This is a genomic window from Thiomonas bhubaneswarensis (genome assembly GCF_001418255.1).
Lineage (GTDB): Bacteria > Pseudomonadota > Gammaproteobacteria > Burkholderiales > Burkholderiaceae_C > Thiomonas > Thiomonas bhubaneswarensis.
Genome location: NZ_LIPV01000008.1, coordinates 107,556 through 123,702, shown reverse-complemented (window position 1 = coordinate 123,702; position 16,147 = coordinate 107,556). Strand labels below are relative to the sequence as shown.

The window sequence follows — 16,147 nt, the reverse complement described above, 5'->3', positions numbered from 1 at the left end:
TGCGCTCAGGCCGGGGCTGCAGCCCTGGCCTGAGATCCCTGCATCAGTTGCCTCAGCTCGGTCTCGGTCAGGGTTTCCTTTTCGAGTAGCAGGCGCGCGCCTTCATCGAGTACCGCGCGCTTTTGCTGCAGGATGTCGGTTGCCCGGTTGAACGCCACGTTCACCAGATCGCGCACCGCACAATCGATCTCGCGTGCGGTCTGCTCGCTGTATTCGTGCTGTGGAGGCAGCGCCGGGGTGCCGAGTACCGACTGCGGTGTTTCTTCCAGACTGACCCCGCCGAGCTTTTCCACCATGCCGTAGCGCGTGACCATGCTGCGCGCAATGTCGGTGACCTTGGCCAGATCGTCCGCCGCGCCGGTGGACCAGTGGCCGTAAATCAGATGCTCGGCGGCGCGGCCGCCCATGAGCACCGCCATCTTGTTTTCCAGTTCCTCGCGGGTCATCAGATAGCGGTCTTCGGTCGGCCGCTGGATGGTGTAACCGAGCGCGCCGATGCCACGCGGAATGATCGACACCTTATGCACCGCGTCGGTACCTGGCAGGCTCATCGCCACCAGCGCATGCCCCATTTCGTGGTGCGCGACGATGTCGCGCTCCTTCGCGTTGAGCAGGCGGTTCTTCTTCTCCAGCCCCGCGACGATGCGTTCGACCGCGCGGGTGAAATGCGCCAGGGTCACGGTCTGCGCGTTCTCGCGCGTGGCCATCAGCGCGGCCTCGTTCACCAGATTGGCCAGATCGGCGCCGGAAAACCCCGGCGTCAGCGCCGCGACCTGTTCCAGATCGACCGCGGGATCGAGGCGAATCTTGCGCACATGCACTTTGAGAATCTGCACCCGCCCGATCTTGTCGGGCCGCTCCACCAGCACCTGACGGTCGAATCGCCCGGCGCGCAGCAACGCAGGATCGAGAATTTCCGGCCGGTTGGTCGCCGCAAGAATCACCAGCGACGAAGTTGAATCGAAGCCGTCGAGTTCGACCAGCAACTGGTTGAGGGTCTGCTCCTTTTCGTCATGCCCGCCGCCAAACGGCGCGGCGGCGCGGGCGCGGCCCAGGGCGTCGAGTTCGTCGATGAAAATGATGGCCGGTGCCTTTTCCCGTGCCTGCTCGAACAGATCGCGCACCCGCGCCGCGCCGACACCGACGAACATTTCCACGAATTCCGAGCCGCTGATGGAGAAGAACGGCACCCCGGCCTCTCCCGCCACGGCACGCGCCAGCAAGGTCTTGCCCACGCCGGGCGGGCCCACCAGCAGCACGCCCTTGGGCGCGCGGGCGCCCAGGCGTCCATGCTCGGAGGGGTGTTTCAGGAAATCGACCACTTCTTCGAGTTCGGCCTTGGCTTCGTCTACCCCGGCCACGTCGGCAAAGGTCACGCCGGTGCGGTTTTCCATATAGACCTTGGCCCGGCTCTTGCCGATGGACATGAAACCGCCCATGCCCAGACCACCGGCCTTGTCGGCAAACTTGCGCACCAGAAAAAACCACACGCTGACAAAGATCAGTGCCGGCAACACCCATGACAGGATGTTCGACAGCCAGGTGTCGGTGTACTGCTGCGAATAGGTCACGCCATAACGCTGCAGTTCGCTGGCGAGTTGCGGCTCGACCTTGACCGCCACGACGATGCTCTTGCCATTCTCGTCGGGCGTTTTGAGCGTGCCGGTGATCGTCTGAGTTCCGATCACCACATCCTTGATACGCCCGTCCTTCAGATAAGTTTGAAAGGTGCTGTACGGCACCGTCTGCACATTGCTGTAAGACGACCACAGGCTCTGCACCAGGAACATCAAGGCGATGGCCAGCAGCCAGTAGCCCAGATGCACCTGGGCCTTGGGGTTCATCACCGGGCGGTTCTTGCCCGGTGGCGCAGGAAGGGAGCGTTGTTCTTCAGCCATGGTCACTTTCCGTTCACACGACACCGCCAAGCATAGCGGCTGCACATGGCAAAGCGGATGTTGGCGGGATCTGCGCCAGACGCATCTTGTGCAGCGGGAGTTGCCAAACTTTGAGCGCTCCTGCTGCAGGCGAAAATCGCGAGCAAATACAACATAATGAAATAGATGTCACACAAATTGTTTGGTCGTCGCATCGTTTTCAAAAAATCTATGTCATTACAAAAGAATATCGTGATGCACCGATGGTGATCGTCAATTTTCTCATGGATATTCATGGACTTATAAATGTCATATGTTTGTCCAGACATATCGGTCGTCCGACCCGCATCCATCGAATAAAGTGTTTTGATTCACTGATTCAATTCATTATTCAGACCCTCCTCGGCTGGTTATAAATCGCGGCAAGGCGCGACGAAATGCAACGCGTCTGTCCATCACACCAAGGAGGCATGGCATGAATCAGACCGATCACACCCCCGACCCGCTGGCACGGCGACTTTTCTTGCAGTCCGCTGCGGTCGGCCTGGGCGCCTTGGCGTTCGCACGCACCAGCCTGGCGGCCAGCACCATTGAATTGCCGCTGCCAGACGGCGCCGATACCCGCAGGCTGACCACGTCTTTCCCCGGCAAGGGGGAGATGATCCTGCAGCGCACCCGCCCCCCGCTGTTGGAGACACCCTGGTCGGTGTACGACAAGGGCGTTTTCACGCCGGTCGATCAGTTCTATGTGCGCTGGCACTGGGCGGACATTCCCACGACCATGAGCCCGCACACCCACAAGGTCCGCATCAGCGGCCATGTGGACAAGGTGCTGGAGTTCACCGTGTTCGACCTGATGAAGCATTTCAAGCATGTCGAACTGGCGGCCGTCAATCAGTGCTCCGGCAATTCCCGAGGCTATTTCCAGCCACGGGTGCCCGGCGGCGAATGGAGCAACGGCGCGATGGGCAATGCCCGCTGGGTGGGCGTGCGGCTCAAGGACGTACTCGATGCCGCGGGGGTCAAGGCGGGCGCGGTACAGGTGCAGTTCGAGGGTTCCGAGCGCCCGGTCATCCCGACGGCGCCGAATCTGAAAAAGTCGCTGTCGGTCGATCACGCGCGGGACGGCGACGTGATGATCGCCTGGGAGATGAACGGCCAGTCCTTGCCGCTTCTCAACGGTTTCCCCTTCCGTCTCGTGGTGCCGGGCTGGTACGCGACCTACTGGACCAAGATGTTGCAGCATGTGCGCGTGCTCAACGAGGAAGACACCAATTTCTGGATGAAGCCGGCCTACACCATCCCCGACAACTGGCCACAAGCCAATATGACGCCGGGCGAAAAGGACGTGAAGTTCGTGCCCATCAACCGCATGGTGCCGCGATCCTTCGTCACCAATCTGAAGAGCGGCGCGTCAGTCGGCGCTGGACGTCCGGAACTGGTGCGCGGCATTGCCTTCGGTGGCGACACCGGGGTCAAGGCGGTCGATGTCTCAATCGACGGTGGCAAGACCTGGATGCCGACCGAACTCGGGCGTGACTACGGCAAGTTCAGCTTCCGCCAGTGGAATACGCATCTCAAGTTCGCCAAGGGCGACCAGACCGTGATGGTTCGGTGCACCAATACCGACGGCCTGCAGCAGCCGATGACGCCCAACTGGAATCCCGGTGGCTTCATGCGCAACGTCGTCGAATCCACCAAGCTGATGGCCGTTTGACAGGGAGAACACACATGACTCAAAACAAGACCGCCGCAGCGCTGCGCGCCCTGGGCGCCGCGCTGATTCTCGGCACCTTCGGCGCGCTACCCGCACACGCGCTCACCCTCAAGACTCAGTCCATCACGCTGCCCAGCAGCACCCGCGTGTTCCCAGGCGATGGCCCGGGCGCCAAGGCCGCCAACACCTACTGTCTGATGTGCCACTCGGCGGGCATGGTGATGAATCAGCCCGATCTGCCCAAGGCCGCCTGGCTGGTGGAAGTCAACAAGATGAAGAACGTGTTCAAGGCGCCGATTCCTGACGATCAGGTTCCGGTGATCGCGGACTACCTCGAAAGCATCAAGGGCAAGAAGTAAAGGGGCATGATTGCCGCAGGTCGGGTACCGCCTGCGGCGCGCCTCTCGCAACAAGTCGGTTTTGCCACCGTGGCGTCAATGCATTTCGTCGCGGATGTACAGATCGCCCTTGAGGCTGGCGATGTAGGCGGCGATGTCCTCCAAATCCTGCCGGTTGTACTGCGCGACGATGCCGCCCATGATGGGGTTGTTGCGGCCGTACAGCGGCGTCTGGTGTTTGGTCTGATATTGCTGCAGGGCGTGGAACAGATAGCTCTGGTATTGCCCGGCCAGCTTGGGGTAGTTGGGGGCGATGGGCTTATCCAGGCCAGCGCCGTGGCAGGCGATGCAGCCGCCCTTGTTGACCAGGTCTTCGCCCTTTTTGATATCGGCGGCATGAGCGGCGGTGCTGATGACCGGCAGCGCAGCCACGAGGAGTGCGGCAAACAGTCGTTTCATGGGGGGTCTCCTCATTTCATTTTCTGGTTTTTGGCTACGGCGTAATACGCCGAGAGATTGGCGATCTGCTGCGGGGTCAGGATGTCGGCCACGGCCTTCATGGTCGGATTGCGACGCACGCCGCTGCGGTAGTCGGCAAGACACTGCGCGATATAGGCGGCGCTCTGACCGTTGAGCATGGGCGCGCGGTAAACCTCGGGAAATTCGGTCTTGAAACCGCCGCGCACGTTGTGGCAGCCTTCGCACATGGCGCTTTCATACTGGCCTGCGGAGGCGTTGCCGACGACGGTTTGCGCCTGCGCGGCTGCGCAAAAGAAAAGAGTCAACGCAATCACGCTGATGGATCGTTGGTTCATGGGTCATCCTATGGGTGTGTGCAAACAAGATGGAGAAGAAGGCAAACGCTGCTTCGTCCCGGAGTTCTGTCGAGCTTGAGAATGGCGGGCTGTGAAGCGGCCGTGCGCCATCCTGGGAAAAGCGGCCTCGTCTTCGGCCGCCAAGTCGGACGGGCCTCTTTCTGGCGCGCGCGACAGCGCCACTGCGGCGCGTGGCGGCCGCAGGAAAAGCGGTCGGGGGAAATTCAGCTCGCTGCGAGGAACAGCGGCTCGGAGGACTGCACGCGTTGCTTGAGGTCTTGCGGCCAGGTCTGACTCCACTGGCCTGGGGAGCTGAGGTTGAAATAGGCGTCGATCTCGGCCGCAAGGAACGACCGGCCGCTGCGCAATACCGCCAGCCGATAGCGATCGGCCTGCGGGTTGGTCCGGCAGACGGCGTAGATCACCCGGCATACCTGCGCGTCGCTGCATAACCGCATGCGCTGATAGGCCGACAGAGACCAATAAAGTGCGTATGCGGCGGCCAACGTCATCGCGATCAGGGCAAGATCGCCCACCAGCGCCCAACCACCGGACGCGCTCGGGCTCTGCGCCGAGGCATGCATGTGCGCCATCCCGAGGGCGATCAGACCATGTGCCAACACGATGGCGATGACCGCATACGCGGCGAAGATGCACAGGCGCAGATCGCGGCAGGCACGGCGCACTTGCTGCAAGGTCGGCGGCTGTTCCGACTCGATTCGAATCGATGGAATGATGAGCATCGCACGCCCTCCTCGAAAACAGTGGCAAGGATAGGGTGCGGAGCCGCCGCTGCGGATCAGGGTTTATCCGGCATACGGGCGTTAGGCTCGGAAGGCACGAGTTCATCGGATCGGGCCTGGCCGGTGTGTTGCAGCACTTGCGGGCATGATCAACAGCCAGGCCGCGCGCAACTGCATCGGCAGCCCTGCGGCGAACATCACCAGTCCGGCGTAATGCTGATCGTCGAGCGGGCTGAGGTTCCATAGACACAGCACGTCCAGGTAGGGTGTGTAGAGCACGCGACCGCTCCACACCCAGACCGCGGCGATGATCATCATCGGCAGGCTGCCCAGCCAGCCGTAGAGGCCGGCGATCCAGCGTTGGCTCAGACTGCTGCTGCCAGCCATCAACTGTGCCCAGAACATCAGGCCGGTGATGAGCAGCAACAGACCGATCGGGCCGGAAAACAGCGCATCGGCAAGGGCCGTGTTGAACACCCCGGGCAGATTCACCCCGAGGGTGATCACGACGAACACGGTGAAGGTCACCCACGGGTCGAGCAGCCAGACGCTCCACCGCGCGTGCGGCGCCGCATGCCAGGCCGCCCGCGCCTGGGGTGGGAAACCCGCCAGCAGCAAGGGCGAGACGCCCTGCCCCAGGGTCATCAGCGCCAGGGTATAGCCAGTCATCGACGCCAGCGGGTTGTGCAATCCCCAGGCGGCTGCCAGGGTGAGCGCGCAGCCCGCAATAAACGCCAGAATGCGCCACCAGGCCCAGCGGCCGCGTGTGGCGGCCACGACGTACACGGCAAACATCGCCCCGAGCAGAGCGATCCACCCCGCCCAGACCAGCAGTGGCCAGCCGTTTGGCGTCATCACGGCTCCAGCATGTGATGCAGATCCGCGGCCAGCCAGGCGGGGTTGACGAGCTGGCCGTAGCCGTAGCGCGCGACCAGCCTGCCGTCTGGATCGACGAGCGTGACGGCCGCTGTATGGTCGATCCAATACGAGCCGTCAGCGGTATCGACCCGATGCCAGGTAACGCCCCATTGCCGCGCCGATGCGCTGACCTCGGCAGGCGAACCGCGCAGGCCGATGGCGTCGGGCAGGAAAGCATCGAGGTAGGCGCGCAGCGCCGGGAGGGTGTCGCGCGCAGGGTCGAGGCTGACGAAGACCACCCGCACGCGTTGCCGCATCGGCCCGAGGCGTTGCAGGCTGCGCGCCAGCGCGGCCAGGGTGAGCGGGCAGACATCCGGGCAATGGGTGTAGCCGAAAAACACCAGTACTGCGCGACCGCGCTGCTGCCGCCAGCTGAAGGGATGTCCCTGCGTGACGGCGAAGCCGGTGAACGCAGGTGCCGGTGTCGGTTGCAGAGGCGAGCCATGCAGCGCGCTGCCGTGCGGCTGCAGCCGCGACCACGCCCAGAGCACGCCGAGCAAGGCGATACAGACGACCGCGGCGCGCAGCGCCGAGGCCTTCCAGCCGCCGCGCCGAGGCGTTCGTCCGCTCCAGGCAGGGACCAGGTGTGCAGCATGGCTCATCCCATCACCAGAGCACGAAGCCTGGAGCGTGGATCGGATTCATCAACATCGGCCAGAACACCGGGATATAGACCGCCAGCGTGATGACGAAGGTAATCAAGGTCCACAGACCGAGTGGCTCGCAGACCTTGGTCAGCAGCGAGCCCTCCGAACCGGCGATGAACTCCGTGAACGGGATTTCGACCATCGCCTTGGCGTCTTTTTGCCCGAACAGCGTGCCGAAAAACACGATGTAGTACAAAACGGCCCCGAGCGCGGCAAGCGCGCCGCCGATGCCCACGATGACCAGCGCCGGATGCACCGCGCCGTAGAGCTGCATGTATTGATCGTGCGGCAACGCCGACACCCAGGCGCGGCGCGGCACGCCGTCCAACCCCGCCCAGTGTCCGGCCAGGCCCCAGGTCATCAGGCCGAGGAACCACAGCCAGACCCCGGCCAGCGCCAGCCCGGGTTTGTAGAGGCGCCTGCCCGTGAGGTGCGGCAGCAGCCAGAAGCTCACACCCATAAACACCAGCGTGGTCATGGTGCCGACGGTGAGGTGAAAGTGCGCCGGAATCCACAAGGTGTTGTGCACCACGTTGTCGAGCTGCCAACTCGCGTTGACGATGCCACCGGCGCCGCCGAAGATGAAGCTCACCAGCGCCAGCACCTGCGCCGCCACCGACGGGTCTTTCCACGGCAGCGCGTTCCACCAGCCCATCAGCCCCTTGCCGCCGCGGCGACGCCCGGCGTATTCGAGGCTGAGCGCGATGGTGAACGCGGTGATCAGGCTGGGAACGGCCACAGACAAGGTGAGCGCGGTGACGATGCCCTTCATCACCGGGGAAATGCCCGGGTCGGTGTATTGATGGTGCGTGCCCACAGGCAGCGAAAACACGAACAGCAGCAGGAACGCCAGCCGTGCCAACGGGTCTGACACCAGCTTGCCACCGGCCTGCCGCGGCAACAGCGCGTAAATCGAGATGTAGCCGGGCATCAGCCAGAAGTACACGATGGGGTGACCTGTCCACCAGAACAGCGTGCGTGCCAGCAGCGGGTCGATGGTGTGCACGATGCCCAGCGACCACGGGTCGAGCAGGAATACCGCCTCGGTGCCGGCGCCGAGTGCGGCGAGCAGCCACATCAGCAGCGTGGTCGCGCTCATATAGGTGACCAGCGGCGTGGGCCGCCCTGGGTTGGCCCGCTTCCAGCGCGAGCGCATCTCCAGCACGACGAACAGCGGCACGATGCTCGCCACCACGACCAAGGTGATGCCCAGGTAGAACCAGGCGCTGCCCTTGAGCGGCGGATACATGGTGTAGAGCACGCTCGACGAGTTGTCGAACATGCCGTAGGCCGCCATCAATGTGCCCAGAAGCATCAGCGCATAGGTGAACCACGCCAGCCCCATATTGGGCTTGAGCTTGAGCTCACGCGCCGGCAGATACATCAGCCAGCCGGAAATGGTGAAAAACGTGAACACATAGGCGTTGAGCACGCCGTGCATGGTCAGGCCCTGGTAGTAGGACTTGAGAAAGGGCTGCAGGTAGGGGTAGAGGTTGATGCCGGCGTAGTTCGTGCTCTGCAGCAGACCGATGGCGATACCCACGGCCAGCGCGACAAACCCGGTGACCCAGAAGGCCAGCAGCATCTTTTTCTCACCGGCGATCTCCCCCGCCGTGGGTACCGCCAGCCCGCGCGCGGTGTTGGGGTTCAGGACTGCGCTCATGATTGTTTCGCTCCGGTGATGACGATGGTGCCGATCATGGCCTGATGACCCGCGCCACAGTACTCGTTGCAGATGATGCGATAGGTGCCGGGCTTGTCGAAGGTGTAGCTGACATGGCCGACCACGCCCGGAATGGCGGTGAGGTTGATGCTGGTGCCCTGCACTTCAAATCCGTGGAGCACGTCGCCGCTGGTCACATAAAACGTGACATGCGCGCCCACGGGCAGCTTCAGCGGCGTGGCGGTGCCCGGCGTCCAGCTCCAGGCGCGTCCGATTTCATACACGTCATAGCTGTTCGGCCCGGTCTGCTTCACCCCTGAGCCCTGAAACTCGGCCAACTGCGCCGGGCTGTTGGGGTTGGAATAGAACTCGGTGGTCTTGGCCACGAGTCCGTAGTCGTGCACGACAAACCACACGGCCACAATGAAGAGCACGGCGATCAGCGCCAGTGCGATGAAAATCCACGCCCGCTCGTGTCTGTCGGCAACGTGGTGGAACTGATCCTCGAAGGCATCGGGTGTCGAAGTCGTCATGGCGGGCCTCAGGCGTGCAACGAGAAATAGGCCGCGACGAGGGTCCACAACCCGACGACGACCACGAACAGCGCGCCCACGATGACCCATGTCCCCATCGGACGGGCATAGTGCAGATCTGGCGCGGTCAAGTCCGCCTGAGCAACGGAGCGCCCTGCCGCATCAGTGACCGGCAGGGGCGAGTAGGGAAGTTCTTCTGTCATGGTGGGCTCTCCTCAGGGTGAGTGCGACAGATTGCCGCATGCCAAGCAAGATAAGTTTTGACTGATATTGCGACTTGCGATGGATCAAGCGCGTCCGACAGCGTTTGTGACGTCTGTAATCGGGTGTAAACCGTCGCTGCGAGCGTCGCACAGGCGGGTGCGCATCGTGGCGGCAATGCGTGTAGCGATGGTCAGCAGGTGATCTCGCGCCGAGGCGCTGAATTCTTCGCGCAAGGTTGCGTCGAACAAGGCAAGCCAGCGTTCGAAATGCTCGTCCCGCAACGCCAACGGCCGATGTGCGCTCAAAGCGTTGCGGTGATAACGCCCGGCCATCAGCGCGACCGAGGCCCAGAAATCGACCAGACGCGCTTCATGCGCCGGCCAGTCAGCGATATGCTGCGCGGCAAATATCGGCCCAAGTTCTGGATCAACACGCGCCCGCGCATAAAAACCCCGGACCAGACGCTCCAGCACGGCCTCATCGAGCCCGGTACGTTGGCGCAGCTCGCGCGCGAGTGCGGTGCGCCGGTCGTTCAGCTCAGGAACGGAAACGGCTGTCTCATGAATTTCATGGCGAGGACTGGGCCTATCGACTGGCACATGACCGCGCATCGCGTTAGCATCTCGCATGGCATTCCTTAAGTGGTTGAATTGATACCACTTTAAGGTGAGACTGGCATTCGAGGCAAGTGACAAATTGAAACTGACGCAATTCACCGATTACGGGCTTCGTGCCTTGATGGTGCTGGCATCCGGCCCTTACAGATCATTTAACAGCAAAGAGATAGCTGATCTTCTTGATATCTCGCGTGAACATTTGATCAAGGTGCTGCAGCGCCTATCGCAAGGCGGTTATGTCCACAGTCAGCGCGGCGCAAGCGGCGGTGTACGTCTGCAAAAACAGGCAAATGAAATACCTTTGGGGAATCTGGTGCGCTGGCTGGAGGAAGGCCAGGGCCTGGTGGAGTGTCTGCGTCCGGACGGTGGGCATTGCAACCTCACGCCCATGTGCCTGCTCAAGCCCTTGCTCAGCGACGCCACGGAAGCGTTTTACGCCCGACTCAACCAGTCCACCCTGGCCGACTGTCTGCACCCGCCGCTGCAGCATTTCGTCACCCGACAAGCCGCGCGCCCTGCCCTGATGCAGCTCAAATCCAATTGACCCAGCCCGCCATGCTCACCGACGCCCTGCTGCTGTACCTGCACCTCTCGGCCATGATCGGTCTGGTGGTGTTTCTGACAGCGAAAACCAGCCTGACCCGCCCTGGCGGCATCGACGACGCGGTCGTGAAGCGTCTGCGTCGGCTCGACCTCTGGGTCTGGGGCAGCTTCGCCGCCGTGCTGGCCAGCGGATTGGCCCTCGTGTTCTGGGGGGTGAAGGGGCCGCAATGGTTGCTGCACAACCCGCTGCTGTGGGCCAAGATCGCCTTGCTGGCGCTGATGGCGGCCATGTCCTGGCCGTCGACTCGCCGTCTGCGTCAGTGGGTGCTCGAAGTGCAATCAAGCAAAGCGTTGCATTGGACACCGGCGCGGGAGGACATCGCGCGAGAACGCCGCTGGCTGATGGCGCAGTCGCATGTGATGGTGGTCATCCCGTTGCTGGCCACGCTCATGAGCCACGGTTTCGGCTGATGGCGAGGTGCCTTCAAAGAGACTTCAAAGCGCGTCGTCCGCTTCTCGTTGCGCGCGGTAGTCGCGCCGCTTGCGCTCGGCAAGTTCCTCCACCGCGTCACGATCGCGCAAATAGTCTTGCAACGGCACGATCAGGCAATGCTGTGGATCGAGGGTGCCGAATTGACGGCTTTGCCCGTAGCCCTCGATGCAGAAAAAGTAACGCATAGCGTCTTCTGCGTCGCGCGCCTGGGGAATGAAAAACCAGTGGTCACTGTCGCCGTAATGCAGCAGGTAGTCAACCGGATCGTCCACGCTCAAGCCCCACGAAAGTGCGCGGCCAGCCACACCAGGCCGACGAACACCGGCTGGTGCAGCAGGTAGATGGTGAGCGGCCAGCGTCCGAGAAAGGACAGCGGGCGGATGTCGGGCAGATGGCGCAGCGGGCGGAACTGCACCCGCGCCAGCAGCCAGCCCACGCCCGCGCCGATCCACAGCACGCCAATCCACGGCAGCAACGGTGCGTAGTCTTCGGTAATGGGCTTCTGGGTGATCAGCCCGGTCCAGTTCCACATCGGCGGGTTGAAAAACGCGTGCCCCCAGAGCTGCGGCGCGGCGATGGCGATGGGGGCGAGCAACAGCACCCAGGCCCGCGCGTGACGGAACACCAGCCGATGCAGCAACAGCATGGCCGCAATGCCCTGCAGAATGCCGAAGTAGATGAAACTCTGCGGAAACGCCGCGTAGCTTCCGGCCGTGACCAGCAGCGAGGCGCCCACGATCTGTGCCCAGCGCTTCCAGAAATGCCGCGCCGGACGCCCGCTGACATCGGTGAAGGTCTGCGTCAACCCCACGGTGAAAACGAACAGGCTGACGATGGCGATGCGCTGATCGAGCCACCAGGGGCTGGTGTAGAAGTCGGTGTGGATGAAGCCGAACCAGTTCAGATCGAAGCTGAAATGGAACGACATCATCCAGACAATGGCCAGACCGCGCAGGGTGTCCACCCCGCCGTAGCGGCTGGTTCGCTGGGTTGCCTCAGCCACACCACACCCGGGCATTGCGGAACATGCGCAACCACGCGCTGTCGTCGCCCTTCCCTTGCGGCGCCCAACTCATCTGCACGTTGCGGAATACCCGCTCGGGATGCGGCATCAGGGCGGTGAAGCGTCCGTCGGGCGTAGTCACCGCAGTGATGCCCTCGGGGCTGCCGTTGGGGTTGAAGGGATAGCGCTCGGTGGGCTTGCCGTGATGATCGACAAAGCGCATGGCCACCTGCAGCAGCTTGGCGTCGCCCTGCTGGGAGAAGTCGGCCCGGCCTTCGCCGTGCGCCACGGCGATGGGCGCGCGGCTGCCGGCCATGCCCTGGAAAAAGATTGAAGGTGACTCGGCAACCTCGACCAGTGACAGCCGCGCCTCGAACTGCTCGGAGCGATTGCGGGTGAAGCGCGGCCAGGCGCGGGCACCGGGAATCATGGGAGCGAGTGCGGCCAGCATCTGGCAGCCGTTGCACACGCCCAGCGCAAAAGTGTCGGGGCGGCCGAAAAAGCGGGCGAACTGATCGGCTAGTTCGGGGTTGAACAGGATGGAGCGGGCCCAGCCCTCGCCCGCGCCGAGCACGTCGCCGTAGCTGAAACCGCCACAGGCGACGAAGCCGTGAAAATCAGCGAGCTTAGCCCGCCCCGCCATCAGGTCGCTCATGTGCACGTCCACCGCGTCGAACCCGGCGCGGTGCATGGCGTAGGCCATTTCGAGCTGCGAGTTGACGCCCTGCTCGCGCAGGATGGCGACCTTGGGGCGGGCGCCGGTGGCGATGAAGGGCGCGGCGACGTCTTGCTGCGGATCGAAGGTCAGGTGCTGGTGCAGGCCCGGGTCGGCGGCATCGGCCAGCGCGTCGTGCTCGGCCTGAGCACACTCGGGGTTGTCGCGCAGCAGGGCCATGCGCCACGAAACGCTGTCCCACACCTGCTGCAGATGGGCGCGCGGTGCGGTGTAAACGCATTGGGTGTCACGCCACACCTCGACGACATCGCGGTCGTTCACGCTGCCCACGGCATGGCTGTGCGCCGACAGGCCATGTCGCCGCAAGGTCTGCAGCACGGCGTCGCGCTGTTCGGTTGCGACCTGCAGCAGCACGCCCGGCTCTTCATTGAACAATGCGCGCAGGGTCTGGATGTGGCGCCGCGGGCCGACCTGCTTGGCCCAGTCCTTGGCATCGCCCCAGTCGTCGGCTTCGCTGCCTTCCAACGTGAGCACATCGACATTCAGACTGACGCCGCAATGCCCGGCGAAGGCCATTTCACAGGCGGCGGCCCAAAGGCCGCCATCGGAGCGGTCGTGATAGGCCCAGACCTGGCCTGCAGCGCGTAGTTCGGCCAGCGCCGCGGCAAACGAGGTCAGCAAGTCCGGGCTGTCGAGATCGGGCGTGACGTCGCCGATCGCGCCCAGGGTCTGCGCCAGGATGCTCGCACCCATGCGCTTCTTGCCCTGTCCCAGGTCCACCAGAATCAGGCTGCTGGGCGCGTCGGTGCGCAACTGCGGGGTGAGGGTGCCGCGCACATCGGGCAGGGTGGCGAAGGCCGACACCACCAGCGACACTGGCGAGGTCACGCTCTTGGCCTGCCCGGCGTATTCCCAGCGCGTATGCATCGACAGCGAATCCTTGCCGACTGGCACCGAAATGCCCAGCGCCGGACAAAGCTCCATGCCGATGGCGTGCACCGTGTCGTACAGCGCGGCGTCCTGGCCGGGCTGGCCGCAGGCGGCCATCCAGTTGCACGACAGTTTGATGTCACCCAGCTTTTGCACCGGCGCGGCCAGCAGGTTGAGCACTGCCTCGCTCACCGCAAGCCGTCCCGACGCGGCGGGATGGAGCACCGCGACGGGCGCGCGCTCGGCCACGCTCATGGCCTCGCCGCGAAAACCGGCGTAGTCGGCCAGAGTGACCGCGCAGTCGGCCACCGGCACCTGCCAGGGGCCGACCATGGGGTCGCGGTGGCTCAGGCCGCCCACGGTACGGTCGCCGATGGTGATGAGAAAACGCTTGCTCGCCACCGTGGGATGACGCAGCACCGCCTCGCAGGCCTGGCCGAGATCGACCTCGGCCAGATCGAGCGCCGCGCCACGCGGCAACTGCCTCTGCGCCTGACGGTGCATGCGAGGCGGCTTGCCCAGCAGCACATCCAGGGGCAGATCGACCGGACGGGCCTGATCGGGCTGGTCGGCATGCAGGCTGTCTTCGACGATCAGGGTCTGCTCCTGCGTCGCCACGCCCACCACGGCAAACGGACAGCGCTCGCGTGCGCACAGTGCCGCAAACGTCTCTCTCTGATCGGGGGCGATGGCCAGAACATAGCGTTCCTGGCTTTCATTACTCCATATTTCCTTTGGACTTAAACCTGTTTCTTCAAGTGGAACATCACGCAACTGGAACACCGCGCCGCGCCCTGCCCCCTCCACCAGCTCGGGAAAGGCGTTGGACAGTCCACCGGCGCCGACATCGTGAATCGACAAAATGGGGTTGCTCTCGCCCAGGGCACAGCAGGCGTTGATGACTTCCTGCGCACGACGCTGGATTTCAGGGTTGCCGCGCTGCACCGAGTCGAAATCGAGATGGGTGGCATTGCTGCCGGTGGCCAGACTCGATGCCGCCCCGCCGCCCAGACCGATGCGCATGCCAGGCCCGCCAAGCTGCACCAGCAGGGTGCCGGCGGGAAAGGCCTTCTTGTGCGTCATGCGCGCGTCGATCGAGCCCAGACCGCCGGCGAGCATGATGGGTTTGTGATAGCCCCAGACCCTGCCATCGACCGGCTGCTCGAACACGCGGAAGTACCCTGCCAGATTGGGGCGGCCGAACTCGTTGTTGAACGCGGCGCCACCCAGCGGCCCGTCGAGCATGATCTGCAGCGGGCTGGCGGTGTGGCCGGGCTTGCCCAGATCGGCGGTCTGGGCCTCCCACGGCTCGCTCGCTCCGGGGATGCGCAGGTGCGAGACCGAGAACCCGGTCAAACCGGCCTTGGGGCGCGAGCCGCGGCCGGTGGCGCCCTCGTCGCGAATTTCCCCGCCGGCCCCGGTGGCGGCGCCGGGAAACGGCGAAATGGCCGTGGGGTGATTGTGCGTTTCCACCTTCATCAGCACATGCCGCAGCGCCTCCTGCGCGGCATAGTGGTGCGTACCCGGATCGGGCTGCCAGGACTGCACCGTGCCGCCTTCCATCACCGAGGCATTGTCGGCATACGCCACCACCGTGCCCTGCGGCGCCAGGGCGTGGGTGTTGCGGATCATCTGAAACAGGGTGTGCGGCTGGTCGACGCCGTCGATGGTGAAGCGGGCGTTGAAAATTTTGTGGCGGCAATGCTCGCTGTTGGCCTGGGCGAACATCATCAGTTCGACATCGGTGGGGTTGCGCCCCAACTTGCGGTAAGCCTCTAGCAGGTAGTCGATCTCGTCGTCCGACAGCGCCAGACCCTGTTCGATATTGGCCTGAGCCAGCGCCGCCCGTCCAGTCTCCAGCGAGCCGGAGAGCACATCGACGTGCTGCAGCGGCTGCGGGGGCAACTCGGCGAACAGACGCTGCAAATCCTCGCGCCGCAGCGTCACCGACTCGGTCATGCGGTCGTGCAGCAGGTCGGCAAGTCGCAGCAGTTCGTCATCGCTCAAGGGCTTGGCCGCGCGCAGCAAGCCGCTTTCCATTTCGAGGCGGTACTCCACCGCGCGTTCCACCCGGTGCACCGGTGCGCCGCACAGGCGGGCGATGTCGGTGGCTTTCGAGGCCCAGGGAGACAGCGTCCCCAGGCGTGGCATGACGAACAGCGTCTGCCCCGCGCTCGGCCCGACGTAAGGGTCGCCGTAGCGCAGCAGCCCTTCCAGCTTGTCGGCAAGCGCCGATGACGGCGGGGCGTCGAGGGCGACGACATGCAGATAGCGGGCGTGGATGCGGCGCACCCTGGCGGCGAGATCCGGTTCGGCTTGGTGCAGACGGGTGTGCAGGGCGTCCTGACGGAAGGCGGACAAGGCGCTGGCGCCTTCGAAGAAAAGGATGTGCATGCGTGAACCCGAGGTGGGCGTGGCCGGAAGGGGAGG

The 16,147-nt window shown here is 64.0% G+C and carries 17 protein-coding genes; 4 read left to right on the top strand and 13 right to left on the bottom strand.

Annotated elements, in window-relative coordinates:
- Nucleotides 1-5: 5 nt before the first annotated feature.
- Nucleotides 6-1,844: an ATP-dependent zinc metalloprotease FtsH gene (gene ftsH, locus ASC45_RS11625; protein ID WP_055451260.1), complete on the bottom strand. Its 1,839-nt coding sequence runs from the start codon at nucleotides 1,842-1,844 to the stop codon at nucleotides 6-8.
- A 508-nt stretch (nucleotides 1,845-2,352) separates the two neighbouring features.
- Here ftsH and ASC45_RS11620 point away from each other — a divergent pair.
- The gene (locus ASC45_RS11620; RefSeq protein ID WP_055451203.1) at nucleotides 2,353-3,594 is read left to right on the top strand and encodes a molybdopterin-dependent oxidoreductase; all 1,242 of its coding nucleotides are present in this window, start codon (nucleotides 2,353-2,355) and stop codon (nucleotides 3,592-3,594) included.
- Between the two features lie 14 nt (nucleotides 3,595-3,608).
- Nucleotides 3,609-3,953 carry a hypothetical protein gene (locus tag ASC45_RS11615; protein ID WP_055451202.1) on the top strand — a complete coding sequence of 115 codons (345 nt, stop codon included), beginning with the start codon at nucleotides 3,609-3,611 and terminating at the stop codon, nucleotides 3,951-3,953.
- Nucleotides 3,954-4,028: 75 nt separating this feature from the next.
- Here the strand turns inward: ASC45_RS11615 and ASC45_RS11610 are convergent, their stop codons facing one another.
- From ASC45_RS11610 to ASC45_RS15545, 9 genes are all read right to left on the bottom strand, one after another.
- Complete coding sequence (locus tag ASC45_RS11610; protein ID WP_055451201.1) at nucleotides 4,029-4,391, bottom strand: c-type cytochrome; 363 nt, start codon at nucleotides 4,389-4,391, stop codon at nucleotides 4,029-4,031.
- Nucleotides 4,392-4,402: 11 nt separating this feature from the next.
- Nucleotides 4,403-4,747, bottom strand: coding sequence for a c-type cytochrome (locus tag ASC45_RS11605; protein WP_055451200.1), 345 nt, complete (start codon nucleotides 4,745-4,747; stop codon nucleotides 4,403-4,405).
- A gap of 224 nt (nucleotides 4,748-4,971) precedes the next feature.
- Entirely contained in the window at nucleotides 4,972-5,490 is a 519-nt protein-coding gene (locus tag ASC45_RS11600) for a hypothetical protein (RefSeq protein ID WP_055451199.1), read from the bottom strand.
- 102 nt (nucleotides 5,491-5,592) lie between these two features.
- Entirely contained in the window at nucleotides 5,593-6,345 is a 753-nt protein-coding gene (locus tag ASC45_RS11595; RefSeq protein WP_055451198.1) for a cytochrome c oxidase assembly protein, read from the bottom strand.
- Nucleotides 6,345-7,010: an SCO family protein gene (locus ASC45_RS11590; protein WP_082454383.1), complete on the bottom strand. Its 666-nt coding sequence runs from the start codon at nucleotides 7,008-7,010 to the stop codon at nucleotides 6,345-6,347. Before ASC45_RS11590 ends, ASC45_RS11595 begins: the two co-directional genes overlap by 1 nt.
- A 4-nt stretch (nucleotides 7,011-7,014) precedes the next feature.
- Nucleotides 7,015-8,718 carry a cbb3-type cytochrome c oxidase subunit I gene (locus tag ASC45_RS11585; RefSeq protein WP_055451197.1) on the bottom strand — a complete coding sequence of 568 codons (1,704 nt, stop codon included), beginning with the start codon at nucleotides 8,716-8,718 and terminating at the stop codon, nucleotides 7,015-7,017.
- Nucleotides 8,715-9,251, bottom strand: a complete 537-nt coding sequence (locus ASC45_RS11580; RefSeq protein WP_055451196.1) for a cytochrome c oxidase subunit II — start codon at nucleotides 9,249-9,251, stop codon at nucleotides 8,715-8,717. Before ASC45_RS11580 ends, ASC45_RS11585 begins: the two co-directional genes overlap by 4 nt.
- An 8-nt stretch (nucleotides 9,252-9,259) precedes the next feature.
- On the bottom strand, nucleotides 9,260-9,454 hold the full coding sequence (locus tag ASC45_RS11575; protein ID WP_055451195.1) for a hypothetical protein: 195 nt from the start codon (nucleotides 9,452-9,454) through the stop codon (nucleotides 9,260-9,262).
- An 84-nt stretch (nucleotides 9,455-9,538) separates the two neighbouring features.
- Complete coding sequence (locus tag ASC45_RS15545; RefSeq protein ID WP_211263363.1) at nucleotides 9,539-10,084, bottom strand: group III truncated hemoglobin; 546 nt, start codon at nucleotides 10,082-10,084, stop codon at nucleotides 9,539-9,541.
- A 67-nt stretch (nucleotides 10,085-10,151) separates the two neighbouring features.
- On the opposite strand from ASC45_RS15545, the gene ASC45_RS11565 reads away from it, so the two are divergent.
- Both ASC45_RS11565 and ASC45_RS11560 read left to right on the top strand, forming a co-directional pair.
- Entirely contained in the window at nucleotides 10,152-10,616 is a 465-nt protein-coding gene (locus ASC45_RS11565; protein WP_055451193.1) for an RrF2 family transcriptional regulator, read from the top strand.
- Between the two features lie 11 nt (nucleotides 10,617-10,627).
- Entirely contained in the window at nucleotides 10,628-11,086 is a 459-nt protein-coding gene (locus ASC45_RS11560) for a DUF2214 family protein (protein ID WP_055451258.1), read from the top strand.
- 24 nt (nucleotides 11,087-11,110) lie between these two features.
- On the opposite strand, the gene ASC45_RS11555 is transcribed toward ASC45_RS11560, so the two are convergent.
- Genes ASC45_RS11555 through purL form a run of 3 tightly spaced genes read right to left on the bottom strand, consistent with a single transcriptional unit; the run spans nucleotide 11,111 to nucleotide 16,111 of the window.
- A complete protein-coding gene (locus ASC45_RS11555; RefSeq protein ID WP_211263362.1) occupies nucleotides 11,111-11,386 on the bottom strand; it encodes a hypothetical protein in 276 nt (91 codons plus the stop codon).
- Entirely contained in the window at nucleotides 11,383-12,111 is a 729-nt protein-coding gene (locus ASC45_RS11550) for an acetyltransferase domain-containing protein (RefSeq protein ID WP_281173303.1), read from the bottom strand. Before ASC45_RS11550 ends, ASC45_RS11555 begins: the two co-directional genes overlap by 4 nt.
- Nucleotides 12,104-16,111: a phosphoribosylformylglycinamidine synthase gene (purL, locus tag ASC45_RS11545; protein WP_055451190.1), complete on the bottom strand. Its 4,008-nt coding sequence runs from the start codon at nucleotides 16,109-16,111 to the stop codon at nucleotides 12,104-12,106. The genes ASC45_RS11550 and purL overlap by 8 nt, the downstream gene beginning before the upstream one ends.
- Between the last annotated feature and the right edge of the window lie 36 nt (nucleotides 16,112-16,147).